Source organism: Trinickia sp. (assembly GCF_057351765.1).
The window spans coordinates 1-16,962 of record NZ_JBMRBK010000070.1; the positions used below are offsets into that span (position 1 = coordinate 1).

Below are 16,962 nucleotides of genomic sequence, written 5' to 3' on the forward strand. Positions count from 1 at the left end.
AACCGTTCTTTCTTGTGTTCTTCGTCGAAATGCAGTTGCGCCGGTTTGACGAGATCGCTACGCGCCACGATCCCGATGAGGCGCAGCGACTCGCGATCGGCCACGACCGGTAAGCGCTCGAGACCGTGAACGGCGAGGCGGGTTGCGACGAGGCGGCAGGTCTCGTTGGCAAGCGCGACAGGTGGGGTAGTGCGCGCGATCGCATCGCCGACCGAAGTGCCCCTCTTGACGGCCGCCTCCCCTTCGACGAGCGCCATCAGCGCCATGCGATCGACGACACTCACGAGACGTTCGCCGCGCACGACCGGATAGGCACGATGCGTCTGGCTCGCGCCGAAAAACGTCTCCAATGCATCGTGCACGGGCATCGCGGCATCGATCGTCTTGACGGTCCGCGTCATCACCTCATCGACGAAATGACGCTCGAGCGGATCGACACCGTACTCGCGATAAATGTGATAGCCGCGCCTTGCGATCTTCTCGGTCATGATCGAACGTCGCATGACGACCGTCGTGAATCCATGCGCAAACAGGGTCGCCGTGAGGAGCGGCAAAAACGCGTTGCTGTCGTGCGTGAGGCCGAATGCAAAAACGACGGCGGTCAGCGGCGCGCCGAGGGTTGCCCCGAGCGTCGCTGCCATTGCCACGAGCGGCCATAACGCCGGTTCGTTGCCCGGCAGCACCTGACCGAACACGATGCCCAGGCCGGCGCCCAGCATGAGCAGCGGCGCAAGCACCCCGCCCGACGTGCCGGAGCCCAGCGCAACGACCCAGGCGATCGCTTTGACGACGAGAATGGCAAGCGCGACCTTCACTGCCAAATGCTGATGCAGAAGGTCTCCGATCACGTCGTAACCGACGCCAAGCACGCGAGGCTCGATGAAGCCGCCGATGCCGACGACAAGCCCGCCGAGTGCGGGCCACCACATCCAGTGCAGCGGCAGCTTGCCGAAGAGATCCTCGGTCTTGTAGAGCGCCATCGAGAGCCCGCAGGCCAGCGCACCGCAGGCAATGCCGAGAATCGCGCACGATAGAAGCGAAATCGCATTCGGCTGCGCCGTTTCGAGCGGGAAGAGCGGACCTGAACCGAGCCAGGCCGCGCGCATGAACCCTGCGACCGCGCAGGCGAGCGCGACAGGCAGGAAGCTGCGGGGGCGCCACTCGAACAACAAGAGTTCGACCGCGAGCAGCACGGCTGCAACCGGTGTGCCGAACACGGCGGTCATGCCGGCCGCGGCGCCCGCGACGAGCAGCGTTTTGCGTTCGCCGGCTGTCACCTTGAAGCACTGCGCGAGCAGGGAACCCAGCGCGCCACCGGTCATGATGATCGGGCCTTCGGCACCGAAGGGCCCACCGCTGCCGATCACGATGCCCGACGAAAGCGGCTTCAGGATCGCCACTTTCGGCGACATCCGGCTCTTGCCGAAAAGAATGGCCTCGATCGCTTCAGGGATGCCGTGCCCGCGGATTTTCTCGGAGCCGAAGCGCGCGATCATTCCGACGGCGAGCCCACCCGCAGCCGGAACGAGAATGACCCAAAGCCCCAGCGCATTGTCGGCAGGCGGCCGATCGGCGAACGAGAAGGCGCCGAAGAAGAAGAGATTCGTGAAAAGGCGAATCAGGTTGAGCAGGACATACGCTGCGATGGTACCGAGCACACCGATGGCGGCCGCGAGTGCGCAAATGCCGGGCAGTCGCGCATTGGAAGAGAAATCCCGCTTGTGTGTGTCGATGCTCATCTGAAATGTGACTTCAAAGGTCGATTTGCGGCACGCTGAACGTGCCTTGTAATGACTTCAATTCGGCCTGATGCAGCGCGGCCAGCCGCACGAGAATGGTTTCGCCCGCTTTGAGCAAATGGACTTCCACTTGCCGGCGGTCGACCTCGCTCGGCTTGCGCTTGACGAGCCCGATCGCTTCGCAGCGCGTAACGAGCGCTACCACGCCGTGATGCTGCGCTTGCAGCCGCTCCGCCAATTCGCCGATGGTCGCCCATTCGCGGCCTGGATATCCCTTGATATGAAGCAGCAGCAAATACTGCAGCGGCGTAATGCCTTCGTCTTGCGCAGCGCGCTCCGAAAATCGCTCGAAACGGCGCATCTGGAAACGAAACTCCGAAAGCTGCTCGAAGTCGGTTTTGGCGAGCGCGCGGGAAGCTATGGTTTTCATGGTCGGCAGAGCGAAAATGTGAACGCGAAACTATATCACATTGTGATATTTCGGTTCTGGGTCGCCCGTGTGGCAAGGGGGTGACGCGCATGTTGCTCCGCCTTACGCCGATTGCAAGCGCCGTGTCTGCGTCTGGCGGTGCAGCCCGCCGATCAGATCGGACTGGGTGATCATGCCGACCAGGCGCTGATTATCGTCGATGACCGGAATGTGATGATGGCCGTAATGCGCAAAAAGCGGGATCAATTGGGCGACCGCGACCGACACATTAACCGTGCAGACTGCCGATGTCATCAATTCGGCTACGCGGCGGCCCGCCGCCTCGTCCCGACGCCACCATGCGAAGCGTGCGTTGCGCACGCGCCGCAGCCCGAACGAGGTGCGACCGACGAAATCCGTGCGCGTGACGATGCCGACGACACGTCGTTCGTCGTCGATGACGGGCAGCGCCTTGATGCGGTGCCGTTCGAGCAACCGCCAGGCTGCCGCTGCGGTGCTCTCGACCGTCACCGTCAGGACGTCGGGCGACATGATCCGCGCGCAGGTCATATCGCTGAAGCTGCGCGCGTACGCCAGCAGCTGCGCTTCGCGTAAGAGAGACTGTAAGTCGTCCGTGGCCACGTCGATGAGCTCGCCTTGCTGGCGCACGATCGCTTCGATGTCGGCGCGTGTCACACCGGTGCCGCCCGTATCGCCTGCCGTCTGAGCTTGAGCGCTCGCCCGGCGCACATGCGGATAGCGATGCCGCGTCAACGTGTGATAGGCGATGGCAGCGGTAAGGAGTACGAACGATTGCAGCGCGATCGGCTCGAGCACGAAGCGAAAACCGAGCGCATGAACGGCGGGCCCGCCGAGTACGGCCGTCAGCGCGACAGCGCCTGACGGCGGATGGACGCAGCGCAGCGCGAACATGGCGCAGGTGGCCGCTGCCACGGCGAATGCGGCGGCGACGATCGGATCGCCGAACAAGCGGCTCGCCAGCACGCCTAGCGTGGCAGCCACGAGATTGCCGCCGATGAACGACCACGGCTGTGCAAGCGGGCTCGCGGGTACGGCAAAAAGGAGCACAGCGGAGGCACCCATCGGCGCCACGAGCAGCGCAATGCGTCCCTCGTCGCCAAGCAGCCAGTGCATGCTTGCTCCGGTCACGGCGATGCCGACGAGCGCGCCGATGCACGAGCGAATGCGTTCGCGCCAGGGAACGGAGACGGGATGCGGGACGAAGGTGAGCAGCCAGCGGGCGAGGGCGGGATGAAGCACGTGACGTTTCGTTTTGTCTGATCGAAAGCGAAGCGACGTGCGGCAGTACGTGCCGGCTCGTCGCGAGCGGGCAGCGATTATATCGCGCCGTGACATATCGTCACGTGTCGGCCATCGGCAGCGATGCGCGAATACAACGGCCGGCTGGCGCAGGATCGGCAAAACGTTTATCGGCGCTCAGGGCCAGGTCGCACCGTCGCAAAAGAGTTCGGTGCGGTTTTCGGCGGGAATCGGCACATCGGCGAGCGCGGCGGCTTCGCGGTAGAGCGCGGTTTGATTGATCTCCGAGGCGATGGCTGCGTCGTCGGCGCCGGCGGTTGGCCCACCGCGCAGCAAACGCCAGCGGCGATATTGAGCGAGGAACCACCGGCCGTCGGACACGCGCGGGTAGTTGACCGCGCCGCTGTCGAAGAACGCAACGGGCAGCGGAGGTTTGGCGAAGCGCACGCCGCCGTCGCGGCCGGCAAGGCGCGGCGCGATGAGCTCGCCCGGCACGTCGAGCGCATCGGCCTTGGCGAGCCAAGGCGCGATTTCGTCGCGGTGCGAGGGGGCGTCGACCCATCGGCACGCTTCGAGCATCGTGCGAATCAACGCCCGCGCCGTATTGGGGTGGTGCGCGACGAAGTCACGCCGGCATGCGAGCACTTTCTCGGGATGGTTCGGCCAGATTTCGCTCGTTGCGGCAACGGTCTGACCGGCCCCGCGCGCCTCGGCAAGGGCATGCCAGGGCTCGCCGGCGCAAAACCCATCGAGCGTCTGCCGCGCCAGCGCATCGACCATGCGCGGTGGCGGAATGACGACGCTCTCGATGTCCTCCAGCGGATGCACGCCTTGTGCCGCGAGCCAGTAGTAAAGCCACATGGCATGGGTGCCGGTCGGGAAGGTTTGCGCGAACACGGGGGCGCGACCCAGCGTGGCAAGGGCGGCCTTCAAACTGCCGGTTGTATCGAGTGCCTGCGCGAGCTGCGTGGACAGCGTGATCGCCTGCCCGTTGCGGTTCAGCACCATCAGTACCGCCATGTCGGCTTGCGGGCCGCCGATGCCGAGCTGCACGCCATAGACGAGCCCATACAGCGCATGCGCTGCATCGAGCTCGCCCGAAAGCAGCTTGTCGCGCACGGCGGCCCACGACGGCTGGCGGCACAGCTCGAGCGTGAGCCCATGACGGTGGCCGAATTCGAGCACCTTCGCGGCAACGAGCGGCGCGGCGTCGGAAAGTGCGACGAACCCCAGCCGCAAGTGGGTTTTTTCGAGCTCGCCGGGCGAGTCGGGGGCGCTGGCGGCCAGCGTATCGGTATCCATGTCTACCTCGAAGAGTCGGCCGCGTCGACGAGCCGACGAGCGATTTCGGCGAGCCGCACGCCAGCATCCATCGCGCGCTTTCGCAGCGTGGCATAGGCGTCGTGCTCGGACATCTGGCCGCGCTCCATGAGAAGCCGTTTGGCCCGATCGATGGTCTTGCGCTCGGCGAGTTCGCCTTCGACCTTCGCGAGGCGCTGACGCAGCTTCTCCTCGTGGGCGAATCGCGCGAGCGCCACTTCGAGAATCGGTGCAAGCCGCTCGGGTGCGAGACCTTCGGCGACATAGGCGGTCACGCCCGCGTCGACGGCCTCGCGAATCAGCTGCTGGTTCGCGTCATGGCTGAACATCAGCACCGGTCGCGGCGCGGCCTCGTTCATGACGGCGAGATGTTCGAGCGTGTCGCGCGACGGCGATTCCGTATCGACGATGATGACGTCGGGCCGCTCGCGCTCGACGACCTTCGGCAGCGCCTGCGGCGTGGCCGCTTCGGCGAGCATCTCGTAGCCGAGGCGCGCGAGCGCCTCGCGCATCTCGCCGATGGGCTTTTCGGTGTCGGTCACGAGCAGGATGCGCAGCATCGTCGAGGTCATGCAGCAGCAGGTGCTTTCATCAGTCGCTTGATTTCCGGTACGCAGGAGCCGCAGACGGTACCGCAGCCGAGCGTCGATTTCAAATCGTCGAAGCTGGCATGCGCACCGACGGCCTGTTCGATTTGCGTTTGCGTCACCTGTTTGCAATTACAGACGATACGCGCGCGCGGGGCAAGCGAGCGCAATGCATCTTCGCCGCCCGGCAGGAAAATCGTGTGCCGGGGCCCCGGCCACGGTGCCAGCGAGCGGATCTGCTCGATGAAGGCGCGCGCGCCGCTCGTGTCGCCCGTCAGCAGGAATCCGTCGAGCATGTTACCGCTCCAGGCGACGCGCTGTTCGCGCCCACGCCGTGGATCGCGATATTCGAGCAGGTCGTCGCCGCGCGGTAGTCCCAGCGCATCGTGGAGCTTTTCGACCCACTCCGAATGCGCGACCGAGTCGGCCGCCGAGACGACGAGCAGATTTTCGTCTTCGATGCGCACGGACGCGTAGCGGCGCTCGGCCAATAGCGGCTGGACCGCGGCGCGCAGCGCGAGCGTGTCGCCTCGCTTGGCCGCAACGACGCGCCACGGCAGGTCCGGGACTTCGATCCGAACGGCGGCATGCTTCAGCTCCGGCTGAGCCGAATGAGGATCGACCGCGGCGATCGTCGCTTCGTTCGCACCGCCGCTATTGAGGTACTGGCCGCTCCAGTGCATCGCGGTGAACAGCGTGCCCGAGCGCAGGTCGTCCGACGTTTCGACCGGCAGCACCACTTTGCCGCGCCGGCTCGCCACGGCTACGAGATCGCCGTCCTTGAGCCCCCGCCGAGTGGCATCTCCCCGTTGCATGACGACGGTGGCCTCGGGCGCATGCGCGAAGAGGGCATCGGCGCGACCGGTGCGGCTCATGCCGTGCCATTGATCGCGCAAGCGGCCCGTGACGAGGCGAAACGGATACCGTGCGTCGGTGGGTTCGGCAACGCCCAGGTAAGGTGTCGGATGAAACTGCGCGCGGCCGTCGGCCGTCGCGAACACACCGTCGGTGTAACGGCGTGCCAAGCCCTCACCGGCGCCCGCAACGAACGGCCATTGCTTCGGCCCCTCGTCTTCGAGCAGCGCGTAGCTGAGCCCGCCGATATCCAGATCGCGGCCGATCGTCAGTGCCCGATGCTCGTCGAAAACGGCTTCCGGCGACGAATAAGGGAATAGTGTGGAGTCCGAAGCGATGCCTTCGGGCTCGCCCTCCGGGCGCCGGGTACGGCTGGCAAGGCGGCCTTCGAGGCGCCGCGCCACTTCGGCGGCGATCCACCAATCGGCTCTTGCATCGCCGGGCGCTTGCACGGCCGCTTGCACGCGCGAAATGCGCCGTTCCGAGTTGGTTACCGTGCCCGACTTTTCTCCCCATGTCGCCGCAGGCAACAATACGTCGGCGTACGGCACCGTGTCGGTCTGGACGAACGCTTCCTGAACGACGACGAGCTCAGCCTTCTCGAGCGCTTTTCGCACGCGGGCGATGTCGGGCATCGAATGAACGGGGTTCGTGCAGGCAATCCAGACCGCCTTGATACGGCCGTCCGCGATGGCGTCGAACATGTCGACGGCCGGCAGACCGGGGCGCGCAGACAATCCTTCGACGCCCCAAAGCGCTTCGACTTCGGCCCGATGCCCGGCATTGCCGATGTCGCGATGCGCGGCGAGCATGGTCGCCATACCGCCCACCTCGCGTCCGCCCATGGCGTTCGGCTGCCCCGTGAGCGAGAACGGACCCGCGCCCGGCTTGCCGATCTGTCGCGTGGCGAGATGCAGGTTGATCAGCGCCAGATTCTTGTCGGTGCCGTGACTCGACTGGTTGAGCCCCATGCAGTAAAGCGAAAGCGCCGCGGGGCTCGTCGCAAACCATTCGGCTGCACGGATCAGATCTTCCTCGGCGATACCGCACACACTGGCTGCCGTGCGCGGCGAATATTCGCGTACGAGCGCCTTGGCATCGAGAAAGCCGTTCGTATGAGCTTCGATGAAATCGCGGTCGATCAAGCCTTCCCAGATCAAGTGGTGCAGCATGCCGTTGAAGAGCGCCACGTCGGTGCCGGGCTGGATGGCCAGATGCATGTCGGCGAGCGCGGCCACGTCCGTGCGGCGCGGGTCGACGACGATCCAGCGCACCGCCGGGTTCTTCGCCTTGGCGTCCTCGAGCCGGCGAAACAGGACGGGATGCGCGTAGGGCATATTGCTGCCCGCGAACAGCACGGTTTCGGCGAGCTCGAGATCTTCGTAGCAGGTGGGTGGCCCATCGGTGCCCAGTGCTTTTTTGTAGCCGGTCACGGCGCTCGACATGCAAAGCCGCGAATTCGTGTCGATGTTGTTGGTGCGAACGAGGCCCTTCGCGAGCTTGTTGAAGACGTAGTAGTCCTCGGTCAGCAACTGCCCGGAGATATAGAACGCGACGGCATCGGGTCCGTCGCGCTCGATGATTTGCGCGAAACGCGAGGCCACGTGATCGAGTGCGCTATCCCAATCGGTCGCTTCGCGCGGCGCATTGCGCGCCAGGCGCATTTCAGGGCGTAGCGCGCGGCCGCCGGTGCCGGCCGCCGTCAGCGGCAACGTCCGGCCTTTCGTGCACAGGCGCCCGAAGTTCGCCGGGTGATCCGGATCTCCCGCGATACCCGTGATGCGGCCGTGCTCGGCTTCGATCAGCACACCGCAGCCGACGCCGCAGTAGCAACAAGTCGAGCGCGTGACGGTTTTCATCGCGGTAGGGCTCCCCGTCATGCGATCGAGACGTATACCGCCTCGCCGTCGACCTTGACGGGAAAGCGCCGCGCGCATCCTTCGTCGGGCGCGCGCGCCTCGCCGGTTGCGAGTTCGATGTTCCAGCTGTGCAGCGGGCAGGTGACGGCCTTGCCGTGCACGATGCCTTGCGAAAGCGCGCCGCCCTTGTGCGGGCAGTGATCGAGCAGGGCGAAGACCTCGTCATCGGCCGTGCGAAAGATCGCGATATCGCCGTCGACACGCTTGAGCACACGGCTGCCGAGCCGCGGAATGTCGGAGACCTGGCAGACGTGAGTCCAGTTGGGAAGGGACAAGCGATCCATCATCAAATCCTCAATTGACAACCGTAAGCGGAATGTATTCGCGCTCTTGCGCGCCTTCGATACGCTCCTGCCACGGATCGGGCAGGCCCTCGAGCGAGAAGAGCAAGCGTTCGTAGAGCGCCTGGCGGCTCGCCGCATCGTCGACGATCTTGCGCTTCACATAGTCGAGCCCGACGCGATCGAGGTAGTGCACGGTCCGATCGAGGTAGTGCGCTTCCTCGCGATAGAGCTGGAGGAACGCGGCCGTGTACTCCTTGACCTCCTCGGGCGTCTTCACCTTGACGAGGAACTGCGCGACTTCCGTCTTGATGCCGCCGTTGCCGCCGACATAGATTTCCCATCCGCTGTCCACCGCAATGACCCCGACGTCCTTGATGCCCGCTTCGGCACAATTGCGCGGGCAGCCCGAGACGGCGAGCTTCACCTTGTGCGGCGACCACATGTTGGCCAGCATGGTTTCGAGATCGATACCCATCTGCGTGCTGTTTTGCGTGCCGAAGCGGCAGAACTCGCTGCCGACGCAGGTTTTCACGGTGCGGATCGATTTGCCGTACGCATGGCCCGACGGCATGCCGAGATCGCGCCAGACGCCGACCAGATCTTCCTTTTTGACGCCGAGCAAATCGATGCGCTGACCGCCCGTCACCTTCACCATCGGAATCTGGTATTTATCGGCGACATTCGCGATGCGGCGCAGCTCATCGGGCGTCGTCACGCCGCCCTTCATTTGCGGCACCACCGAGAAGGTGTTGTCCTTTTGAATATTTGCGTGCGCGCGTTCGTTGATGAAGCGGCTTTGCGGATCGTCGACGGCTTCGTGCGGCCATGTCGAAATCAGGTAGTAGTTGATGGCCGGGCGGCACGTCGAACAGCCGTTCGGCGTGCGCCACTCGAGGAAGTCGTAGACGTTCTGGTGCGTGAGCAGCTTGTTCTCGCGAATCGCCTTGCGGACTTCGTCGTGCGTGCGCTCCGTGCAGCCGCACATCGCCTTCGTCTTGGGCGTTTCCTGAAAACTCGTTCCCACCGTACTCATCAGGATCTGCTCGACGAGCCCCGAGCACGATCCGCACGAACTGGCCGCCTTCGTGTGCCTTTTGACGTCGTCGAGCGTGAAGAGGCCCTTCTCGGTGATGGACTTGACGATGGTGCCTTTGCACACGCCGTTGCAGCCGCAGACTTCGTCGCTGTCGGCCATCGCGGCCGCGCGGTTATGACCCTGCACGCCCCCGTCGCCAATGCTCGATTCGCCGAACATCAGGCGATCGCGCAGCTCGCCGAGCTTGCGTCCTTCACGCAGCAACTTGAAATACCACGCTCCGTCGGCCGTATCGCCATACAGGCAGGCGCCGACGAGGCGGTCGTCCTGGATCACGAGCTTCTTGTAGACGCCGCTCGAAGGGTCGGACAGCACGATCTGCTCGGTGTCCTCGCCGCCGATGAAGTCGCCCGCGGAAAAGAGATCGATCCCGGTGACCTTCAGTTTCGTCGAGAGCACCGAGCCTTTGTACGTGCCGATGCCCATCAGCGCGAGATGGTTCGCGCAGACCTTGGCCTGCTCGAAAAGCGGGGCCACGAGCCCGTAGGCAATGCCGCGGTGGCTCACGCATTCGCCGACGGCATAGATGCGCGGGTCGTAAGTCTGCAGGGTGTCGTTGACGACGATACCGCGATTGCAATAAAGGCCTGCCTGTTCGGCGAGCGTCGTGTTCGGGCGGATGCCGGCGGCCATGACGACTAGATCGGCTGCGATTTCCTCGCCATCCTTGAAGCGCACGGCAGCGACTTCGCCGGCTTCGTTGCTGACGATCTCGCTCGTGGACTTCTCGAGCAGGAACGTGAGGCCGCGTGCCTCGAGCGAGCGCTGCAGCAGCTTGCCCGCTTGGGTGTCGAGCTGGCGTTCGAGCAACGTGGAAGCCAGATGCACGACGGTCACTTCCATGCCGCGCAGCTTGAGTCCATTGGCCGCTTCGAGGCCGAGCAGCCCGCCGCCGATCACGACGGCATGGCGCTTCACGCTGGCGGCGTCGATCATCGCCTGCGTGTCCTGGATATCGCGATAGGTGATGACGCCTTTCAGATTCGCGCCGGGCACGGGCAGGATGAACGGTTGCGAGCCGGTGGCGATGAGCAGCCGATCGTAGGGTGCTTCGGTACCGTCTTCCGCCACGACGAGGCGGCGCTTGCGATCGATGCGCGAAATGGCTTTGCCGAGGTGCAACTGAATGTCGTTCTTCGCATACCAATCGAGCGGGTTCAGCACGATGTCGTCGAACGATTGCTCGCCGGCGAGCACCGGCGAAAGCAGGATCCGGTTGTAGTTCGGATGCGGCTCGGCGCCAAAGACCGTGATCTCGTACTGGTCGGGGGCGAGGGCGAGCAGTTCTTCGATCGTGCGAATGCCGGCCATGCCGTTGCCGATTACGACGAGTCGTGGCTTGTTCATCGATTGGACTCCTTCTCAAGCGTGTGGCGTCGCAGCGTCGTTGCCCGACCAAAAATCCGAACCCGAAAACAAACGGCGCCCGCCCGTGCCGATGCACGAGGGGACGCCGTTGTCCTAATCCGTTGGCGATCGCGGCAAGGGTGCCGCATCGCATCATGTCCTGCCCGCGCCCGACACCGTTGCCAGGGCGCGGGCGGAGTAATGCAAGGGCTATGCCAGCGATGTGAAATGCACGGCGCATATTGGGGTTTGCGCGCTGTGGCACACCGCGCGCACTATCTCGGGGCGCGGAAAGCCCGGGGGTATTGCACCGCAGCAGTGCAGCCGCGGCCATGCGTCGCACTCCTTCGGCGCGGCACATTCGGGTTCGGTGCGCTCGCCCACCCAACGGGGGGTCTCCGGCGTCTATAATTCGGAGCCTCATCCCGCGCCTTGCGCTCGCCGGTTCGCGCTCGAACCGGCGCATCGCTATTGTGCGGATCAGGACCTGTCAATGTAGGGACGTCCAGACGAAAGGAGGTTTGATATGACTATCAGGATCGGTGACGATGCACCGGATTTCACCGCTGAAACGACAGAAGGGCCGATCAAGTTTCACGAGTGGATCGGCAACAGCTGGGCCATCCTGTTTTCTCACCCGAAGGACTTCACGCCGGTTTGTACGACGGAGCTCGGCTATATGGCGCGCCTGAAGCCGGAGTTCGACAAGCGCAACACGAAGATCATCGGCCTCAGTGTCGATCCGGTCAGCGACCACAAGAATTGGGTGGGCGACATCGCGGAGACCCAGGGCTATCCGGTCAACTACCCGCTCATCGGCGGCGAGGACCTCGAGGTCGCGAAGCTCTACGACATGATTCATCCGAATGCGAGCGGCGGCACGCGCACGGCGGCCGATAACGCAACGGTACGCTCGGTATTCATCATCGGCCCCGACAAGAAAGTGAAGGCGATGCTCATCTACCCGATGAGCGCGGGGCGCAATTTCGACGAAGTCCTGCGCCTGCTCGACGCGCTGCAACTCAACGCGGCGCATTCGGTGGCCACGCCTGTGAACTGGAAACCAGGAGACGACGTCATCATTCCGACTTCGGTATCGAATGAGGACGCGAAGAAGAAGTACCCGCAAGGGTTCAAGACGCTGAAGCCGTACCTGCGGACGGTGGCTCAGCCGAAATAAACGGCCTTCGCTTGGTTTGCGGCATGCGGACGTCGTCAGGTCCACATGCCGCCGGCCGGCCCCGCGCGCGTCCGGCTGATGCGGCCCTGGCGGTTCGATGTTAGCGGTTCAACCGCTTCATGGCCTCGGATTCCATCGCCGCATGCAATTCCTCCGACGCTTCCGTCGGATCCATTTCGTCGTCGATGGAAAACTGCGCGCGCTCCGCGGCGAGACGTGTGGTACCGAAATCGGGATCGGAATCGTCGTCGACGTCATCTTCCAGCGGCGGCTCGAGCATGTCGCGCAGCATCGCTTCGAGCTCCGGCGTCTCCCAGGGTTTGCCTTGCTGCTTCCGCATTTTGATGTAGTGGCGGATTTCAGCATCCTGTTCCGGAGTCAGGGGGAGCCCGCGAAACGTCCGGTTCGGGTCGAGATCAGTCATGGCGGCTCTCCAGCGATGGTGCTGAAAGTGTAGCGCCGTTGAATGCTGTCCGGCTATCGGAAAATTGGCGCGCGGTGAAGCGCTAACTGCGGCACGCAGTTAAAAAGGCGCGCAGTCTCGTATCCCACGCGGCATCGCGCAAGGGCATATCCGCGGCTACCGTCTGCCGCATATCCCGATCGAGATGAATCGCGCGCAAGCTCTGCGCGTCGACAGGCTTTCTGAAGAACCGGCCTTCCGCATCCAGAAAAAGGCACGCCTTGCCGCGATAGCGAGCGCCCCGGATCGAGGTGGCATCGAAAACGTGGCGCGCCGATTCCTTGGGATAAACGAAAATCACATTGACGCCGCTCGCTTCCAACTCGTCGCATGCGTCCGAAAACCGGTACAGCATCTGAAAGCCCCGCTCGCCGGCGCGCCCCATGCCGATAACCACCAGACCGTGCGCACCCATCACATCGCGCAACAAACGATGCGCATATTCCTGGGATGTCAACCACGCACTCGCGTCGATCACGATGGTCTCCTGGCCTCGGATATCCGGTCAAAAATACAGAGGCCATGATAACGCAACTGTCACATTCTCGATGGTTGCGTAATTTTGACCGCGTCGGCCCGACCGTCCGTCACGCCGCGCTCAGCGAATCCCCGACCACACGCACATGCTCGCCGATCTGGAAAGCGGGCTGTGTCGGATAGCTGAAGTTGCGGTAGCTGCCGTCTTGCATCCGCACCTGCACCTGATAAGTCGTGTTCTTGCGCACGGCGTGCTCGATGCCGTTGCCTGCGAGGCCGCCGCCGACGGCGCCGGCTATCGTCGTCAGCACGCGGCCGCGGCCGCCGCCCACCTGGTTGCCGAGCAAGCCGCCCGCAATGGCGCCACCCACGGCGCCGACACCGGTGGTCTGCTCCGGCGTCTGCACTGTATTGATTGCGACGATCTCACCCGCGCTCGGATCGATTGCCGCCTGCCGCGTTGGCGAGCCGTTGCCGTACGCATTCTCGTTCACGGATGAAGGCGCCGGCCGCGCGATGTGGTGGTGGGGTACACGCGGCACGCTGGGCTCCGCGCGCTGTGTCGACCCTTGCGCGATCGCGGGGTTCACTGCCGCCACGGGCATGCTGGCGCCCGTCAGCGCGGAGGAGGCGACCTGCTCGGGCGGCGGCGCCGTCACCGCACGCGAGGTGGGCAAGAGTCCCGTCATCGCGGCGATGCCGGTGCCGCTGACGAGCACCACGGCAACGGCGGCTGCCGCGATGAGCGGGTGGATGCGGCTGCGTTGCGGGAGGTCGGTGGGCAGATTCGTATTCATGTGAGTCTCCAAAGGGATTGCCTGAAAAAACGCCGCATCGCGCTCTCCGGTGGACCGTAGATCGGTGACATTTGTAAGCGTTTGTAGTGCCGCATCGCCAACGTCCGAGTTATCCACAGTTTCGGTGGATGTCTTTGTGGATATCGGCGGGAAACGCAGCGCAACCCCTTGAGCCGACTCGATTTTGCGGCGCGGCATGCGGCTTGGGCGAGAACGGCGTCGATCGGACGTTTTCGTAGCGCCTGACGATGACCTCGATAATGGCTACTGATTTGGCGAGGGCGATGCATTTCGGATGGCTCATAGAATGGCCTTGACAGTCCATCGCATGTCGTCATGTGTGGCATGGGCTTTGTGTCGAGACTCATCGTCAAGGAGCGTCATCCATGAAGAGACTCCCAGCGCCTTTTCGCATCAAGATGGTCGAAGCGGTTCGCGAGACGACACAGGCCGAGCGCGAGCAGGCGTTGAGGGTGGCAGGCTACAACCCGTTCCAGTTGCGCGGTGAGGACGTCTATATCGATTTGCTGACCGACTCGGGTACGGGCGCCATGAGCGACCGCCAATGGGCAGCCATGATGCAGGCCGATGAATCGTACGCGGGCTCGCGCAGCTATTTCCGCCTGCAGGAAACCGTTGCGCGTTTGTTCGGCTATGCGTACATGGTGCCGGCCCATCAAGGCCGCGGGGCCGAGCACCTGCTTTTCCCGTGTCTGGTCGAGCGCGCGCGTGCGACGCGCGGTGCGACCGATCCCGTGTTCATTTCGAACTATCACTTCGACACGACGGCTGCGCATGTGGAGCTGACCGGTGCACAGGCGTTGAATGCGCTCACACGCCGTGCTTTCGATACGGCGTCCTACGATCCCTGGAAGGGCAATTTCGATCTCGATCGAGTCGAGACCTTGATCGAGATGCATGGCCCCCGCAATGTCGTGGCCATCGTCACGACGGTTACTTGCAACAGCAGCGGCGGCCAGCCCGTGTCGCTCGCCAATATGAAGGCGGTCTACGAGCTTGCTCAGCGCCATGGCATTCCCGTCGTGATCGATTCGGCGAGGTTCAGCGAGAACGCGTTTTTCATCAAGTCGCGCGAAGCGGGCTACGCCAATGCGTCCATTACGGAGATCGTCGCGCAGATGTATCGCTACGGCGACATGCTGACGATGTCGGCCAAGAAAGATGCCATGGTCAACATCGGCGGGCTCGTCTGCATCCGCGAAGATCGCGAGCTGTTCGAAGCGGTGCGCTCGCGGTGCGTGCTGATGGAAGGATTCGTCACTTATGGCGGCCTGGCCGGGCGCGACCTCGAGGCCATTGCGCAAGGACTTGTGGAAGCGGTCGATGAAACGTTGCTCGCCTATCGCGTGGCGCAGGTCGAACGCTTGTATTCTCGTCTCGACGAAGCGGAGGTACCGGTGCAGCGTCCATGCGGTGGACATGCCGTATTCGTCGATGCGGCGCGCATGCTACCGCATGTTCCGGCCGAAGCGTTTCCCGCACTCGCACTCGCAAACGAGATTTATGTTGCGGGCGGTGTACGTGGTGTCGAGATTGGCTCACTGTTGCTCGGCCGCGATCCGAAGACCGGCCGGCAGAAACCGTCGCCCTTCGAACTGCTGCGCCTTGCCATCCCGCGGCGCACCTATACCAACGATCACATGGACTACGTGGCGGATGTGCTCATCGATGCCAAGGGTCGCGCGGACGAGCTGCGCGGTTATGCGTTCGAAGAGGAGCCGCCTACGCTGCGGCATTTCCTCGCACGCTTTCGTCCGTTGACCTAACACTTATCTGCGAAATTTATTCCCGCCGCCCTCCCGGGAATTGCGTCGGTTGTTAAACGAACGCCTACGGAATTGGGTCGCCGCTCTTGCTATGTCAGCACATATTCTTGATTCGAGCGAAGCGGGGCCGGCGGGGCCGTGGATATCGAACGCGAACAGGCAACGGTTCGAGCCTACGGAACTCCGTACTTCGCAGCGGCGAGTTCCTCTATTTGGACACGGTCGGAAAGCGTCGCCGACGATCCTCAACAGTTCTCAAATGGCCGCCGATAGTCAGATTTGTTGAATATGTGGTGTAGGTGCTTCTCTATAGTGGTGCAAATGCACTCGGTGTCAGGTCCGTGTTGCCGCTCCCCACGCGGCGCGAGATCGATTCATCGCATCTGCACGCGGTCGCGCGGCGTCGCACCGACACCTGTGCATCAACGAGGAGTTGCACGATGTTTCCGGCTCTCTATTTTCCGCTGGTCGCAGCGCAGGGCATGCGCTGCACGCCTGCGGCGTTTCTCGACAAAGTGCGCGAAGGCAGCTTGAATGCGGCGAGCGCGTACGCGAACCGATGGGCGGACGACGATCCTCAGGATGCGGATCTGCCCTGGCTTTTGCAATTGCACGCGGACATGCTCAGCACGCTCGGCATTGGGGACGAAGCCGAGGAGCAATATCGACGCTCGCAAAAGCTGCTTCGCGCACCGCGTCAGGCCATGCGCGCGACCTCTTGCCGAAACGCAGGCTGGCAGGCGCTTTTTCGGCACCGCCTTACCACGGCGCTGTCGTGTTTTGCGCGCGTCATGGAAGAGACGGGAATCGATCCGCTGCAGGTTTTCGATGCCCGCTTCGGCATCATCTGTGCACTGCATCAGCTTGGCCACGCGCGCGATGCGCTGAATCTGCTCGAAGAACTCGGTGCCTTCGTCGAGTCGCTGCCCGAAAGCGACGGGCAGCGGCTGCAGGATATCGTGACGACGCTGCGCTATGACCTGGCCGTGCAGCGAGAGCTGCGCGGTGCCGATCCGCTTGGCGATCATGTGTACTGGCATTCGGAAGCTGCCGAGGGCATGGCGGGCGCAGCCGATCCGAGCGAGGCGATTTCCGTGCGCGAGAGCGCCGCATTGCGCGTGAGCGCGCCGCTCTTGCGGCATCGCATCGATTATCTGCGCGATGTCCGCGCGCTCGTGCGCGGCGAACGCGCGGCGATGGAGGGGATTACGCGGCACCTCCAGTGGGCACAGCAGGCGGGGTTGCACGAGTATGTGCGCACCACGCGCCTCGAGACCGTACTCGCCGCGCTCGCATGCGGGGCGCCCCAGCTCGCGGAAACGCTGATCGAGCCGCTGCATCGTCTCGATCATGCAACGTCGACCGGTCACCGGCAGCTCGAATATCTCTACTGCGTCTCGAAGCTGCGGCAGGTTCAGGGT

14 protein-coding genes are annotated in these 16,962 nt (G+C 63.8%); 3 read left to right on the forward strand and 11 right to left on the reverse strand.

The window, feature by feature from the left end; all coding sequences use genetic code 11:
- The 8 genes from ACO1XS_RS18965 to nirB form a co-directional block, all read right to left on the reverse strand.
- A partial coding sequence (locus ACO1XS_RS18965) for a chloride channel protein (protein ID WP_486391414.1) occupies window positions 1–1,739 on the reverse strand: 1,739 nt, incomplete at its 3' end.
- 13 nt (window positions 1,740–1,752) lie between these two features.
- Window positions 1,753–2,169, reverse strand: a complete 417-nt coding sequence (locus ACO1XS_RS18970) for a MarR family winged helix-turn-helix transcriptional regulator (RefSeq protein WP_331567207.1) — start codon at window positions 2,167–2,169, stop codon at window positions 1,753–1,755.
- 102 nt (window positions 2,170–2,271) lie between these two features.
- Window positions 2,272–3,429, reverse strand: a complete 1,158-nt coding sequence (locus ACO1XS_RS18975; RefSeq protein ID WP_486391415.1) for an HPP family protein — start codon at window positions 3,427–3,429, stop codon at window positions 2,272–2,274.
- Window positions 3,430–3,606: 177 nt separating this feature from the next.
- A complete protein-coding gene (locus tag ACO1XS_RS18980; RefSeq protein ID WP_486391416.1) occupies window positions 3,607–4,731 on the reverse strand; it encodes a CmpA/NrtA family ABC transporter substrate-binding protein in 1,125 nt (374 codons plus the stop codon).
- A 2-nt stretch (window positions 4,732–4,733) separates the two neighbouring features.
- Complete coding sequence (locus tag ACO1XS_RS18985; protein WP_331567261.1) at window positions 4,734–5,309, reverse strand: ANTAR domain-containing response regulator; 576 nt, start codon at window positions 5,307–5,309, stop codon at window positions 4,734–4,736.
- 8 nt (window positions 5,310–5,317) lie between these two features.
- Window positions 5,318–8,050 carry a nitrate reductase gene (locus ACO1XS_RS18990; protein ID WP_486391417.1) on the reverse strand — a complete coding sequence of 911 codons (2,733 nt, stop codon included), beginning with the start codon at window positions 8,048–8,050 and terminating at the stop codon, window positions 5,318–5,320.
- A gap of 17 nt (window positions 8,051–8,067) precedes the next feature.
- Window positions 8,068–8,397, reverse strand: coding sequence for a nitrite reductase small subunit NirD (nirD, locus tag ACO1XS_RS18995; RefSeq protein ID WP_486391418.1), 330 nt, complete (start codon window positions 8,395–8,397; stop codon window positions 8,068–8,070).
- A gap of 7 nt (window positions 8,398–8,404) precedes the next feature.
- Window positions 8,405–10,837, reverse strand: a complete 2,433-nt coding sequence (nirB, locus tag ACO1XS_RS19000; RefSeq protein WP_486391419.1) for a nitrite reductase large subunit NirB — start codon at window positions 10,835–10,837, stop codon at window positions 8,405–8,407.
- 526 nt (window positions 10,838–11,363) lie between these two features.
- Between nirB and ACO1XS_RS19005 the strand changes: the two genes are divergently transcribed.
- Window positions 11,364–12,017: a peroxiredoxin gene (locus ACO1XS_RS19005; protein WP_331567197.1), complete on the forward strand. Its 654-nt coding sequence runs from the start codon at window positions 11,364–11,366 to the stop codon at window positions 12,015–12,017.
- 100 nt (window positions 12,018–12,117) lie between these two features.
- Here the strand turns inward: ACO1XS_RS19005 and ACO1XS_RS19010 are convergent, their stop codons facing one another.
- The 3 genes from ACO1XS_RS19010 to ACO1XS_RS19020 all read right to left on the reverse strand — a co-directional run bounded on the left by ACO1XS_RS19010 (window position 12,118) and on the right by ACO1XS_RS19020 (window position 13,754).
- The gene (locus ACO1XS_RS19010) at window positions 12,118–12,441 is read right to left on the reverse strand and encodes a hypothetical protein (protein ID WP_331567195.1); all 324 of its coding nucleotides are present in this window, start codon (window positions 12,439–12,441) and stop codon (window positions 12,118–12,120) included.
- Between the two features lie 82 nt (window positions 12,442–12,523).
- Complete coding sequence (locus tag ACO1XS_RS19015) at window positions 12,524–12,958, reverse strand: hypothetical protein (protein ID WP_414720164.1); 435 nt, start codon at window positions 12,956–12,958, stop codon at window positions 12,524–12,526.
- A 109-nt stretch (window positions 12,959–13,067) separates the two neighbouring features.
- The gene (locus tag ACO1XS_RS19020) at window positions 13,068–13,754 is read right to left on the reverse strand and encodes a glycine zipper 2TM domain-containing protein (protein WP_486391420.1); all 687 of its coding nucleotides are present in this window, start codon (window positions 13,752–13,754) and stop codon (window positions 13,068–13,070) included.
- Window positions 13,755–14,140: 386 nt separating this feature from the next.
- On the opposite strand from ACO1XS_RS19020, the gene ACO1XS_RS19025 reads away from it, so the two are divergent.
- Window positions 14,141–15,541: a tryptophanase gene (locus ACO1XS_RS19025; RefSeq protein ID WP_486391421.1), complete on the forward strand. Its 1,401-nt coding sequence runs from the start codon at window positions 14,141–14,143 to the stop codon at window positions 15,539–15,541.
- Window positions 15,542–15,981: 440 nt separating this feature from the next.
- Window positions 15,982–16,962, forward strand: a 981-nt coding sequence (locus ACO1XS_RS19030) for a helix-turn-helix transcriptional regulator (RefSeq protein ID WP_486391422.1), incomplete at its 3' end; no start/stop codon positions are given.

What these genes read in the sequence shown, in the direction of transcription:
- ACO1XS_RS18970 (WP_331567207.1), bottom strand. Translation starts at nt 2,169, where the DNA reads ATGAAAACCATAGCTTCCCGCGCGCTCGCCAAAACCGACTTCGAGCAG.
- ACO1XS_RS18980 (WP_486391416.1), bottom strand. Translation starts at nt 4,731, where the DNA reads ATGGATACCGATACGCTGGCCGCCAGCGCCCCCGACTCGCCCGGCGAG.
- ACO1XS_RS18985 (WP_331567261.1), bottom strand. Translation starts at nt 5,309, where the DNA reads ATGCTGCGCATCCTGCTCGTGACCGACACCGAAAAGCCCATCGGCGAG.
- ACO1XS_RS18990 (WP_486391417.1), bottom strand. Translation starts at nt 8,050, where the DNA reads ATGAAAACCGTCACGCGCTCGACTTGTTGCTACTGCGGCGTCGGCTGC.
- nirD (WP_486391418.1), bottom strand. Translation starts at nt 8,397, where the DNA reads ATGATGGATCGCTTGTCCCTTCCCAACTGGACTCACGTCTGCCAGGTC.
- nirB (WP_486391419.1), bottom strand. Translation starts at nt 10,837, where the DNA reads ATGAACAAGCCACGACTCGTCGTAATCGGCAACGGCATGGCCGGCATT.
- ACO1XS_RS19005 (WP_331567197.1), top strand. Translation starts at nt 11,364, where the DNA reads ATGACTATCAGGATCGGTGACGATGCACCGGATTTCACCGCTGAAACG.
- ACO1XS_RS19010 (WP_331567195.1), bottom strand. Translation starts at nt 12,441, where the DNA reads ATGACTGATCTCGACCCGAACCGGACGTTTCGCGGGCTCCCCCTGACT.
- ACO1XS_RS19020 (WP_486391420.1), bottom strand. Translation starts at nt 13,754, where the DNA reads ATGAATACGAATCTGCCCACCGACCTCCCGCAACGCAGCCGCATCCAC.
- ACO1XS_RS19025 (WP_486391421.1), top strand. Translation starts at nt 14,141, where the DNA reads ATGAAGAGACTCCCAGCGCCTTTTCGCATCAAGATGGTCGAAGCGGTT.